At 68.1% G+C, this 11,967-nt stretch carries 10 protein-coding genes; 4 read left to right on the forward strand and 6 right to left on the reverse strand.

The features are described from left to right. Nucleotides 1–674: 674 nt before the first annotated feature. From EDJALFJO_RS20420 to EDJALFJO_RS20430, 3 genes are all read right to left on the reverse strand, one after another. Nucleotides 675–893 (reverse strand): hypothetical protein, encoded by a 219-nt coding sequence (locus EDJALFJO_RS20420; protein ID WP_088288153.1) that lies wholly within the window; start codon nucleotides 891–893, stop codon nucleotides 675–677. 153 nt (nucleotides 894–1,046) lie between these two features. Then, nucleotides 1,047–1,898: a fumarylacetoacetate hydrolase family protein gene (locus EDJALFJO_RS20425; RefSeq protein WP_088288154.1), complete on the reverse strand. Its 852-nt coding sequence runs from the start codon at nucleotides 1,896–1,898 to the stop codon at nucleotides 1,047–1,049. Nucleotides 1,899–1,929: 31 nt separating this feature from the next. Beyond that, nucleotides 1,930–4,233 (reverse strand): alpha-amylase family glycosyl hydrolase, encoded by a 2,304-nt coding sequence (locus tag EDJALFJO_RS20430; protein WP_088288155.1) that lies wholly within the window; start codon nucleotides 4,231–4,233, stop codon nucleotides 1,930–1,932. Between the two features lie 111 nt (nucleotides 4,234–4,344). Between EDJALFJO_RS20430 and EDJALFJO_RS20435 the strand changes: the two genes are divergently transcribed. From EDJALFJO_RS20435 to EDJALFJO_RS20450, 4 genes are all read left to right on the forward strand, one after another. Continuing rightward, on the forward strand, nucleotides 4,345–5,127 hold the full coding sequence (locus EDJALFJO_RS20435) for an SDR family NAD(P)-dependent oxidoreductase (RefSeq protein ID WP_088288156.1): 783 nt from the start codon (nucleotides 4,345–4,347) through the stop codon (nucleotides 5,125–5,127). Beyond that, complete coding sequence (locus EDJALFJO_RS20440; protein WP_088288157.1) at nucleotides 5,111–5,926, forward strand: FadR/GntR family transcriptional regulator; 816 nt, start codon at nucleotides 5,111–5,113, stop codon at nucleotides 5,924–5,926. The genes EDJALFJO_RS20435 and EDJALFJO_RS20440 overlap by 17 nt, the downstream gene beginning before the upstream one ends. Continuing rightward, nucleotides 5,923–7,125: a mandelate racemase/muconate lactonizing enzyme family protein gene (locus EDJALFJO_RS20445; RefSeq protein WP_088288158.1), complete on the forward strand. Its 1,203-nt coding sequence runs from the start codon at nucleotides 5,923–5,925 to the stop codon at nucleotides 7,123–7,125. Before EDJALFJO_RS20440 ends, EDJALFJO_RS20445 begins: the two co-directional genes overlap by 4 nt. Nucleotides 7,126–7,240: 115 nt before the next feature. Next, entirely contained in the window at nucleotides 7,241–7,987 is a 747-nt protein-coding gene (locus EDJALFJO_RS20450) for a FadR/GntR family transcriptional regulator (protein ID WP_088288159.1), read from the forward strand. Between the two features lie 3 nt (nucleotides 7,988–7,990). Here the strand turns inward: EDJALFJO_RS20450 and EDJALFJO_RS20455 are convergent, their stop codons facing one another. The 3 genes from EDJALFJO_RS20455 to EDJALFJO_RS20465 form a co-directional block, all read right to left on the reverse strand. Then, complete coding sequence (locus EDJALFJO_RS20455) at nucleotides 7,991–8,917, reverse strand: sugar ABC transporter permease (RefSeq protein ID WP_088288160.1); 927 nt, start codon at nucleotides 8,915–8,917, stop codon at nucleotides 7,991–7,993. Further along, nucleotides 8,917–10,398, reverse strand: a complete 1,482-nt coding sequence (locus tag EDJALFJO_RS20460) for an ABC transporter permease subunit (protein WP_158220502.1) — start codon at nucleotides 10,396–10,398, stop codon at nucleotides 8,917–8,919. The genes EDJALFJO_RS20455 and EDJALFJO_RS20460 overlap by 1 nt, the downstream gene beginning before the upstream one ends. Nucleotides 10,399–10,608: 210 nt before the next feature. Further along, nucleotides 10,609–11,898: an extracellular solute-binding protein gene (locus EDJALFJO_RS20465; protein WP_088288162.1), complete on the reverse strand. Its 1,290-nt coding sequence runs from the start codon at nucleotides 11,896–11,898 to the stop codon at nucleotides 10,609–10,611. Nucleotides 11,899–11,967: the final 69 nt, after the last annotated feature.

Consider the following 11,967-nt stretch of genomic DNA (forward strand, 5'->3'; position numbering starts at 1 on the left):
CCGGATGACCGGGCGGCACCGTCGGCTCAGGTACTGGCTCGCTCCTCGGCAGCCCTGTGGTGCCACCGCTCAGTCCGGATGTCTTCGAATACCTCCAGTTGGTTGCGGTCATTCTCGCCCAGGACCCGCCCAGAACCTCCCGAGGAACGACCCCAGTACCTATCACCCCAGGTCAGACCCCGGTTCACGTAGTCCGGGTGGTCTTCTGAAAATCGGAAGGTCGGCGGTTCGACCCCGCCCCTGGCCACCGAAAAGGGCCTCTGAACTGGGGAAACGCAACCGATTCCTCCAGTTCAAAGGCCCTTCGTCGTTGTGCGGTGTCCGCGACGCCCGATGACAGCCGTGGTCCGCCGGACACCCGAGAGCCTCCGAACGCCCAAGACTTGCCCATTGTCTGCCCAAGTGCCAGGTCGCCGCGCCCAGACGTGAGAGAGCGACAGGCCCCTGATCAGCAGCGATGCACCTGATCGTTCGGACCCGCCCGAAAACGATCGTCCGACGATGTGTCGGAAGATCGCTCCCGCTACGCCGGCGCCCATCCGAACGGCAGAGCATCTCCGGCGCTCCATCGGATCCGGAGCAGTGTTCGGGGGCGCACGACATGGAACGGTAAGTTGCCGGATCAAGGTGACGGCGGGATTCAGGTGATCGTTGCGACGTTGATAGTGAAGGGTTCACACCCGCACCACCGCCTGCCAGTCCGTGAAGCGCAGCTCGACTGCCACGCCGTGCTCGTCGGCCAGCGCGTCGCGGAGATGCTGGACCGGCTCCGCGACTGCAACGACTCGGAGCAGATGCGAATGGCGGAGCGCGAAGTCGGCGTAGAGCCTTCCTCTCACACCAGCACCGACCACCACCGCCGTCACGGGACGCGACTCTTCGTCGGCCGTCATCCAGCCCTCCCCTCAGCCATTTCCAGGCGTCCCTGCCCGACAACCTGCACGCCACGCGTGGGCGACGCAGGTCATCCTGCGCTCCCCTGGCGAGCCAGCAGCTCAGCCTGGACGACGCGGGTGAGCCGGACCCCGGCGCGTGCAGCAGGCTTCCTAAGCACGTGGACCGACCACGGTCTGCCGCTGCGAGCCGAGCCCCTGGATTCCCAGCTCCATGACGTCGCCGGCCCGCAGGAATACCGGCGGCCGCAGGCCCATGCCGACACCGGGCGGCGTACCGGTGTTGATGAGATCGCCCGGCTCCAGGACGAAGAACTGCGACAGGTAGTGCACGATGACGTAGGGATCGAAGATCATCTTGGACGTCGACCCGCTCTGGCGGCGCACGCCGTTGACCTCCAGCCACATCCCGAGGCAGCGCACGTCCGGGATCTCGTCGGGCGTGACCAACCAGGGCCCGACCGGGTTGAACGTCTCGGCGGACTTCCCTTTGCTCCACTGCCCACCGCGCTCGAGCTGGAAGGCGCGCTCGCTGACATCGTTCACCACGCAGAACCCTGCGATCGCGTCCGCCGCCTCTTCCGGCGAGCCCAGGTAACTGGTGCGGCGGCCGATCACGATCCCGAGCTCGACCTCCCAGTCGGTCTTGGTACCGCCACGCGGGATCCGCACGGCATCGTCCGGGCCGATCAGGGTATTGGGCGCCTTGGTGAACACGATCGGCTCCGCCGGCACCTCCTGCCCCGTCTCCGCCGCGTGGTCGCTGTAGTTCAGCCCGATGCACAGGATCTGGTGCGGACGGGCGATCGGAGCGCCGATCCGCCGACCGCCCAGCGGCTCGGGCTCCAGGTGACCGATCGCCTCCGCCGCCCGGACCAGGCCACCGGAGGCCAGGAAGCGGCCATCGACCGACGACGTGACCGCCGACAGGTCGACGACGGTGTCGGGACCGACGAATGCGACCGGCGACTCCGCGCCCGGTTCTCCGACGTGGCCGAGCTTCATGTTCGATCTCCCGCGCGAGGGCCGACGACTGCTAGGACAGGTGCTTCAGGTCGAAAGCCGCCACCTGGTAGCCATCGAGAACGATCTCCGCCGCCCAGAGGCCGCCGGGGCCTCGCGCCCACGCCAGGGCCTTGCCGCCCATGAGGTCCGCCGTGACGACCTGTGCGGCGATCGCGTCGGGCGACCTCACCACCACGGTCGAGACAACCCGCTCGTCGCTGAGATTGACCAGCAGCAGCCCGCGGCCGTCCTCCGACTCCCGGATGACGGCGTACACGTCGTCGTGCCCGGCCGTCGCGGACCTGTAGTCCGAACGTCCTCGAGCGAAGTTGCGGTGCTCCCTGCGGATCCTGGCGGTGGCGGCCACCTCGTCCTCGATGCCCACCTCGCCGCCGACATAGGTCATGTACGGCCCGCCGCTGAGGCAGAAGACCGCCATCAGCGCTGCGGTGGCAGGCAGACCGAACTGCTCCCGACGCCACTTCTGCCCGGGTTCGGGCCACCAGAACGTGTCGTGGCTGTCCAGGTGATGGGCGGTCAGCGAGCCCCGCGGAAGAGTCGCGTCGCGCACCTCGAGCCAGCGTCCGAGCTCTCGGGCGTTTCGGATCCAGTGCGACTTCCCGGCTCCGCGTTGGACGACAGCAGGCACGAGGAACTGCTCGTCGTAGTTGTAGGCCAGATCCATCGATACTCGGTAGAGGGCGCCCGACGGCTCGGTGTAGAGCAAGGACTCCGGATTGGCGGCACGCATGGCCGAACGCAGCTTCGCGAACATCGGCAGGCATCCGAGCATCGACACCGATGCGTCGGTACGGGTCCGCTCCGACCAGTTCATGAAGTAGTTGTAAGAAGGAGCGTCGAACCGGTACCCGTCGATGCCCAGCCGCTGCATGATGCCCACGGCCTTCTCGACGAAGTAGTCCTGCCAGCCCGGGTGTGCCAGGTCGAACGCCTGCGTGTAGACGCCGGTGATCGCCCCCGCCGAGTCCCGGGTGAACCACTCCGGATGCTCATCCACGAGTGGGTGCCTGTTCGGCGAGCCGGCACGCCAGAAGGGCTCGAAGTCCTTGACGTGCCGGCTCCAGGCGACGAAGTAGTAGTGCATCTCGTCACGCTCGAGGGTCGTGACGTCAGGGGTCGTCTCTTCGAGCCGGGCGACGTACGGGCCGGCGTCGATCGCAGCGACGGCGGCGTCCATGGCCTCGTTGTCGATGACGCCGTGCATCAGGATGTCGAGGATGATCCGCATGCCGCGCGCGTGACAGCCGTCGACGATGCGGCGCAGCATCGCCTCGTCGCACCAGCTCGTGCTGATGTCGTCGTAGTCGTGGACGTTGTAGCTGGGGTAGGGCTGCTGCGGCATGATCTGCAAGCAGTTGTACCCGAGTCCGACGATGCGGTCGAGGTCGTCGAGCAGGTGCTGCGGCGTCGGGTACGGCTCGTACCTCCAGCCCCCTCGGAAGACACCGAAGCCGATCTGCACCTCGTAGAGGTTCACCTCCGCGGCCCACGACGGGGGATCGTCGGGACCGGCGATCCCCGAATCGGCGAGCATCGAGGGCACGGTGGAGAGGACGTCGTCGAACGGCTCGGGTACCACGTCGAGCATGAGCGGGCCGGCCACGAGCGACCCTCCGGCAGTGGGCGCGCCCGCCACATCGGTCGTCCACTGCATCAATGCCCCGCCCGCGGTGGGCCCGAGCGCGATCTCGCCGTAGTTCGAGAGCGACAGCGGCCACATGAGGAACGACAGTGGCTCCTCGGCCCGCTCGATCACCACCAGACCCGAAGACGACTCCACTCCTGCCACCGTCTGCACCGTCGTGACGTAGGCGAGGTCACGGAGGTCGAGGTCCGCGCGCACCTTGCTCCCGGGCGCCTGCAGTCTCCAGCCATCGACCTCGCCGACGCGCACTGTCATCTCGACCCGGACGTTGCGAAGTACCGCGCCAGCGCGCAGGCAGACGACCTCGAGGCGCAATGCCAGCGCAGGCGTCGCCTGACGCATGTCGTAGTGCCAGACAACTCGCCAGTCGTGGCTGGTCGTCGCGACGTCGATCGAGTGCGTCCGCGAGTCGAGGTGAAGGTGTTCGCGGTCGTAGACGGCGCCCGCCGCGAGGGCGACCTCGACGGTTCCGAGGTAGTCCAGACCACCCTGGGGCGCGCGAGCCTCGGTGCCCCCCGTGACGAGCGTGACGCGGGTTTCGAGCGGCAGTCGCTGATCGCCGCGGACCAGCGCGACCGGCGAGCCGTCGACGGGGTCGATTTCCACGACGAGATCGCTGAACTCGCTGGTCAGCGCCACGTTCGCACGGCTGGGCTGGTCCGCACCCACGGTGCCTCCTGTGTATGACATAGTACTGGTCTGACCGGTGATACGTGTGTACTTTGGTCGTCGCCCGCGGGACGTGTCAAGGCGTCCTCCAGCACAAGCCCAGGAGCAGCTGTGATCTCGGAGGGACGCCGCATTCTCGTGACGGGGGGCGCCGGCGCCATCGGCTCGGTGGCGTCGCGCCGACTGGCCGACGCCGGAGCACAGGTGGTCGTCAACGATCTGCTCGCCCCTGGCGACGCGGCGGTGCGGATCGACGACGGCCGCATCCACTACGTGCAGGGGAACGGCACGACCGCCGACGGCGCAGCCACGGTGGTGGCCGCGGCGGAGGACGCGGTGGGAAAGCTCACCGACGTCGTGCTGCTGGCGGGCATCGTGCGCACCGGCGGACTGCTCGAGCAGACCGCCGACGACATGCGCGCCACCTTCGACACCAATGTGCTCGCCTCCATCCTCACCGCCCAGGCCAGCGTCCGGCGCTGGCGGGAGAACGGCATCCCCGGCCACCTGGTGTTCATCAGCTCATGGGTCCAGGACGTTCCCTGGCCGGGTATCGCACCGTACGCCGCCAGCAAGGCGGCGGTGCGTTCCGTCGCCCGATCCTTCGCACGCGAGTTCGCCGCGGACGGGATCCGCGCCAACATCCTCGCGCCCGGGATCGTCCAGGTGGGTATGGCCAAGCACCAGTGGGACACCGACCCCGACTACCAACGCCGTGCCCGGCGCGCGGTGCCCCTGGGGGAGCTGCAGTCTGCGGAGTCGGTGGGCGACGCGCTCACCTTCTTGTGCTCGCCACTCTCCGCCTACATGACCGGATCCACCCTGGTCGTCGACGGCGGCGCCAGCCTCTACCCGATGGACCCGGAGGAGGTCCCCGATGCCGACCGCCACTGAACCGACGCGCCTGTGGACCCGCGACTCCCTGGCCGACCACATCGAGAGCGCGTTCCTGCCGGCATCGCAGCGAACGAGCGAACCGCTGCCGTCCGAGCGATCCTTGGCCGAATCCCTCGGCGTCTCGCGGTCGCTCGTGCGGGAAGCTCTCCGAGGTCTTGAGCAGCGTGGCCTGCTCGAGGTCGTCCCGGGCAAGGGCGCCTACGCACGGGATCCCAGCGCCGCCGACGCCGCGCGCGCCATGCGCGACGTCTTCGCCGCCGGCAACCCAACGGCCCGACACCTCGTGGAGGCCAGGGCGACCTTGGAGGCACAGGCTTGCGCCCTCGCGGCACGACGCGCGACGCAGGACGACCTCGACGCGATCCGCCGGGCACTCACGGACTTCGAGGCCGCGGACAGCCTCGTGGCGAAGGCACTGGCCGACATCGCGTTCCACTCGCTGGTCGCGCGGGCCTCGCACAACCCGGTGCTGTCCACGATGTTCGAGTCGATCAGCACGTTGGTGTTCGAGCAGATGCTGCGGTCGCTCGCCGACGCCAGCACGGTGCACCGCGGCGCCCCCCTCCACCATGCCGTTCTCCACGCCCTGGAGAGCCGGGACGCGGAGGGCGCGGCCGAGGCGATGACCCGCCACATCCGCGTCGCCGAGAGCACCTACGGCGATGACCTCGATGCACGCCTCGACGACCTCGTCGACCACGTCCTACGGCGCACGTACGGACCGAACGTCGCCCTCGAGCAGATCGTGGCAGACGCCCTCCTTACCTACACGGGCGGAAGGGGCCAGTCCCGATGAAGATCGACGCGATCGAGACCGTCCGGCACGAGGGCTTCCCGAACCTGCTCTTCGTCCTCGTCCACAGTGAGGGGCTGGTCGGGCTCGGCGAGACGTTCTACGGTGCCGAGGCCGTGGAGTCCTACCTCCACTCCGTAGCCGCGCCCCTGCTCGTCGGCCAGGACCCGCGCCGCATCGTGGCGATCAACCGGTCGCTCGAGGGGTACGTCGGGTATGCCGGTAGCGGCGTCGAGACGCGCGCGCGGTCAGCGGTGGACGTCGCGCTGTGGGATCTCTCCGGGCAGCGCGCGGGGCTCCCGCTGCACGACCTCATGGGTGGGCGGACCCGCGATTCGATCGGTGTCTACAACACCTGCGCCGGGACCCACTACGTGCGACGCGACGGCCAGGCCACACAGAACTACGGCCGAGGCGTCGACGGTCGGTGGGAGGACCTCGATCGCTTCATGTCCGACGCCGGCGGCCTTGCGGAGGAGCTGCTGTCCGAGGGCATCACCGGCATGAAGATCTGGCCCTTCGACGCGTTCGCGGAGGCGTCGCAGGGCATGAGCATCACCCGCGAGCAGATGCAGGCCGGTCTGGACCCGATCCGCAAGATTCGTGCGGCCGTCGGGGACCGGATGGACGTCATGATCGAGCTTCACGCTCTGTGGAGCGCACCCGCCGCGGCCTCGATCGTGCGTGCCCTTGAGCCCTACTCCCCGTTCTGGGTCGAGGACCCGGTGCGCTCGGACCTGCTGGGGGCTCTGCACGAGGTACACGTGGCCGCGGAGCGCACCGGCACGATGATTGCCGCAGGCGAGACAGTGGCCGCCGTGGCGGGCTATGTGCCGCTCCTGGCTGCTCGGTCGATCGACGTCGCCACGGTGGACGTCGTCTGGTGCGGCGGCATCACTCACGCGTTGCGCATCGCCGCGCTCGCGGACGCACACGGCCGGGCGGTGGCTCCGCACGACTGCACCGGTCCCGTGGCGCTCGTTGCCGCTACCCACCTAGCGGTGAGCGTGCCCAACGTGCTCGTGCAGGAGACAGTCAGGGCGAGCCTGCGCACGTGGTACCAGGAGTTCGTCACCGAGCTCCCGCCGGTGGCCAACGGGCGCATCCGCCCTCCGGAGGGCCAGGGTCTGGGAACGGCGCTGCAGCCCGACATCCGGACCCGTCGGGGCATCACCACCCGGCTCACCACGCACGGCACCTGACCGCGTTGCCGGCGCCTGACCTGGCGCGTCCCGCGCCGGCATCGCCGCCCTCACCCACCGCCGGCCGTCCGGCCGATAGCCTGCGCACGGGGACTGGAGCGAGGAAGGAGCGACCGTGCCGAACCACGACTCGATGTGGATGCCGTTCGCCCAGGAGCTCATCGTCCGCATCGTGTCCGGCCGCTACCCGGCCGGCTCACTGATCCCCACCGAGACGCAGCTGGGCGAGGAGTTCGGCGTCAGCCGCACCGTCGTCCGCGAGGGTACGAAGGTGCTCGCAGACAAAGGCCTCCTGCTCAGTCGCCGGGGGCTCGGGACGCGCGTGCTCGACCCGTCAGAGTGGCGCACGTTCGACCCGGACGTGCTCGCCGCCCGCCTCGAGCACGGGGACAGGTCGACCGTCCTGCGCGAGGTGCTCGTCCTGCGCCGCTCGATCGAGCCCGAGCTCGCGGCCCGTGCCGCCGAGCTCGCCGAGGACGATGAGCTCGCGGACCTGACCCAGTTCATGAGCACTCTTGCAGCGGCACAGAGAGACACCAAGGCCTACATGCGTCTCGACGCCGAGTTCCACGCGCGGGTGGCGGAGCTGGGTCGTAACAGCCTTCTGCGGGACGTCACACGCTTCCTCGAGCACCCTGTCGCGATCCAGCGCGAGCTCACCGGCAAGATCCCCGGCGCCAGCACCAAGGAGACGCACCGCCAGCACAACGCGGTGTTCCTCGCTATCGTCGACCGCGACCCGGAGCGGGCCCGGGTGGCCATGCTCGACCACATCCGCTGGGCCGAGGACCGCCTCGACCGTGTGCTCACCGCCTCGAACGGCACAGGCACGGGTGCGAGCAAGCGTCGACGGGCACGCTGAGCGCTATTTGCCGCTGCCGGCGAACAGACCGGTGACGATGTACTTCTGCGTGTACAGGAAAAGGATCATCACGGGCAGGGCGGTGAGGACCGCGCCGGCGCAGAAGGTGCCCCAGTTGTCGTTGCGGAACAGCGAGATCATGCCGAAGAGACCGACGGCCGCGGTCTGGGACCGGGGGTCGCTGAGCACGACCGACGCGATGACGAAGTCGCCCGCGACACCGATGTAGACCAGCATCCCGATGACGACGAGGATCGGCCCGACGAGGCGCAGGATGATGGTGAAGAAGATGCGGGCGTGACCGGCGCCGTCGATCTTGGCGGCCTCGTCCAGCTCTCGAGGAATCGTGTTGAAGTACCCGTACATCAGGTACGTGTTCACCCCGAGCGCACCGCCGAGATACACGAGGACGAGGCCCGGGAGCGTGTCGAGCCCGAGCGAGGGCACGGCGTTCCCGATCGAGACCAGCAGCAGGAAGATGGCCACGACCCCCAGGAACTGGGGGAACATCTGCGTGATCACGAGAGTGCCGAGGCCGATGCGCCGGCCCGAGAACCGCAGGCGAGAGAAGGCGTACGCCGCCAGCGTGCAGAGGAACACCGAGGCCACCGCGGTGAACAGGCTGACGAACATCGTGTTGAACCACCACCGTACGAACGGGCGCCCAGGGTCACTGACGAGCTTCACGTAGTTGTCGAGCGTGAAGCTGCGGAACAGCTGGTTGGATCCTGTGAGGGTGCCGCTCGTGGCGAACGACGTCGACACGACGTAGAGCAACGGGAACACAGCGATGGCTGAGGTGACGATGCCGACGACATGGCGCCATCCGGTGGCCATGAACCAACGACCGAACCCGCGACGACGACGAGCCGTGGTCGCCTGCGCCGCGGGCTCCACGGGGACCGTCCTCGCGATCGGGTACGTCGCCATCAGTAGACCTCCTCGAGCGACTTCGTCCGGCGGAACAGCACGATCGAGATCGTTGAGACGATGAAGAAGATGATCACGGCGAAGGCACTCGCCAGCCCGTAGTCCTTGGACCCGCCGACGAAAGCCAGCTTGTAGACCACGGTGATGAGGATGTCCGTCCCACCCGCGTTGATCCGCGACGTGGGGTCGGTCGGGCCGCCGCCGGTCAGCATGAAGATGGTGTTGAAGTCGTTGAAACTGAAGGCGAACGCCGCGATGAGCAGTGGCGACGTCGACACGAGCAGCAGGGGCAGCTTGATCCGGCGGAACAGCTGCCAGGCCGTGGCGCCGTCGACGCGGGCGGCCTGCTGGATGTCCTCCGGGATGGCCTGCAGCGCGCCGGTGGACACCAGGAAGAAGTAGGGGAACCCGAACCACACGCTGACGAGGACGACGCTCAGACGGGCCAGAAGAGGGTCGGTCAGCCACGGGATCTGTGCGCCGCCGAGCAGGACCTGGTTCACGTACCCGAACTGCGTGTTGAGCAGTCCCGACCAGATGAGACCGGACAGGAACACCGGGAACGCATAGGGAAGAATCATGATCACGCGGTAGATCTGCCGCCCGCGCATCTTCGGCTCGTTGAACGTGACAGCGAGGAAGGTTCCCAGGGCGAAGGACAGGAAGACCGACAGCAGAGCGAACATGAAGGTCCAGGCGATGACCCCGAGGATCTGCGTGTCACCGCTGGCACCGAACGCCGTCGCGTAGTTGCTGAGCCCCACGCCTGCCTTCCAGCCGGGCTCGAGCACCTTCCCCTTCCCGTTCGCGAAGTTCCCCTTGCCGTTGTCGGCGTAGACCACACCCGTCTTGGAGTCGGTCATGGTGCCGTCCTGCTCGGAGTAGACGAGCCGACTCCGGTACACGTAGGCGTTGCGAGCGTCAGCCGTCTTGAGCAGCCCCTCGTTGAGGTCGGCCGACACAGGTACGGAGAGGGCGGTGACCGTCTGCTGCTGGGCGAGAAGCTGTGGCAGGGTCAGCGTGGTGTATCCGGGTACGGACGCCGCCTTCCCGTTGTCGAAGGTCGCGTCGGTCACCGTCTCGAGGCTCTTGCCGGCGCTGCCGATCTTCGCTGTCCCGTCCGGTGCGGTGGCGAGGAGGTAGAGGGTGCCCCCCTTGCTCAGCACGGCCACGGGGTAGGCCGCGGAGCCGGGTACGCGGTCGACGGAGTTGGTGAGGATCTGAGTGACGGCCGCGGACTTGTCGATGTTGTGGCCGGACCCGTAGTTGGTGAACGACGCGTACACCGTGTAGATGATCACGAACAGCTGGAAGACGAGCAGGAAGACGAGACCCGGCAACAGGTACTTGGCCGGGAGGCCGCCTTTGCGGAAGTACGTCACGTTGATCGCGACCAGGATCAGCGCGGCGATGACGGCACCGGCATTCTGGTCGGTCCGGGCGAAGGCGAGCACGAGGAAGACACCGAACGCGTCGACCACGGCGACCAGGACGGTCGTGATGACGATGACGGCGAGCGGCGCTCTCGTACTGTCGGGCCGGACGCGGTCGCGCGGGCTGTACTCGGTCGGCGGCGGCGGTGCGATCGCCATGGCTCGGACCCCTCGCTCCGGTGAGGACGTGGACGGACGGCCGGTGGAACAGCACCGGGCAGGGCTCGCCTCGCAAGGCGCCCTGCCCGGTGCCGCAGATCAGCCGCTCTTGGTGATGGCCGCCTCGATCTTGGCCGCCATGGCCTTCCACAGCGCCACGGGGTCGCCCTGGCCGTTGAGGATAGCGACCTGTGTAAGACCCCACGGGCCCCACACCTGGTCCATCGCCGGGATGCTCGGCGACAGGACCGCGGTCGCACCGATCTCGCCGAACGCCTTCATGTTCGGGTCGGCGGAGACCTCGTCGAGCGCGGCCGTGAGAGCCGGCGGGTTCTGGGCCTCCTTCCAGATGGCCACCTGGGTGTCCTTCTGCGTCATGAAGTCGGTCAGGAACAGGCTCGCGGCCAGGGGGTTCTTGGACTGCGAACTCTGGTACACGGCGTAGTTGCCCACGAACGGAGCGGCGACCTGGCCACCGGCGGACGGCACCGGGTCGATGGAGAACTTGACGCCGGACGACTTGATACCGCCGAGGTCCCAGGGACCGGTGATGAGGTACGGGGTCTTGCCGTCCTTGAACGTCTGCAGGGCGATATCGAGCGTGGTGTTGTTGCTGATCGCACCTGACTTCCCGGCTTCAGCGAGCCACTTGGCGAACGCCTGCCCCTGCTCGTTGCCGATCGTGAGGTCGTCGGGGTTGAAGTTGCCGTTGGCGTCGGTGCCGAAGATGGTGCTGCCGAACGACGACTGCAGCGGCATCAGCATGTACGGGTTGCCGCCCTTGGGGTCCAGGCCCACGGCGAAGGGGATCTTGGCCTTTCCGGCCTTGACGAGGGCCTGCCCCGTCTTGAAGGCGTCGTCGAAGCTCGTGGGTGCAGTGGGGGCGAGCGCCGTGTTGCGGAACATCGCGAGGTTCTCCACCGTGAACGGCACCCCGTAGATCTTGCCGTCCTGGGAGACCGCGCTGATCGACTCCTTCGAGAAGGCGTTCGCCGTGTCTCCGAGCTCGACCGGCGCCACGACACCGTTGCTCACGAGCTTGTTCGTGCTCGCCGGCGAGATGAAGATGTCCGGGCCCTTGCCCGCCGGCACGGCGGCCACGAACTGGTCGCCCATCTGGCCGAAGTCCTTCGTGACGAAGGTGACCGTGAGGCCGTTCTTCGCCGCCCAGGGCTTGACGATCGGCTCGAAGATCTTGACGTAGTAGTCCTCGGTCCAGATCGTGAGTGCGCCAGAGACGGCGGGGGCGCTCGAGGTCGCGGCCGACGGGGAGCCGGTGCTGGACGACGGCGACGTCGAGGATCCGCTGCCGCACGCGGAGAGCAGGAGGGCGGCAGCGAGGCCGACCGAACCGGCGCCGAGGAACCGGCGCCTCTGACTGGATGCCATGTCGGGACCTTTCTGAAGGCCTGGAGAACAACCGTCGAGTCTAGGGACTGCGTCTGGCCGGTGGTGCAG

The sequence above is a fragment of the Kineosporia sp. A_224 genome (assembly GCF_002198655.1).
GTDB lineage: Bacteria > Actinomycetota > Actinomycetes > Actinomycetales > Kineosporiaceae > R-H-3.

Excerpts from the sequence above, each read along its gene's own strand:
- EDJALFJO_RS20420 (WP_088288153.1), bottom strand. The coding sequence starts at position 893 with ATGACGGCCGACGAAGAGTCGCGTCCCGTGACGGCGGTGGTGGTCGGT.
- EDJALFJO_RS20425 (WP_088288154.1), bottom strand. The coding sequence starts at position 1,898 with ATGAAGCTCGGCCACGTCGGAGAACCGGGCGCGGAGTCGCCGGTCGCA.
- EDJALFJO_RS20440 (WP_088288157.1), top strand. The coding sequence starts at position 5,111 with ATGCCGACCGCCACTGAACCGACGCGCCTGTGGACCCGCGACTCCCTG.
- EDJALFJO_RS20445 (WP_088288158.1), top strand. The coding sequence starts at position 5,923 with ATGAAGATCGACGCGATCGAGACCGTCCGGCACGAGGGCTTCCCGAAC.
- EDJALFJO_RS20455 (WP_088288160.1), bottom strand. The coding sequence starts at position 8,917 with ATGGCGACGTACCCGATCGCGAGGACGGTCCCCGTGGAGCCCGCGGCG.
- EDJALFJO_RS20465 (WP_088288162.1), bottom strand. The coding sequence starts at position 11,898 with ATGGCATCCAGTCAGAGGCGCCGGTTCCTCGGCGCCGGTTCGGTCGGC.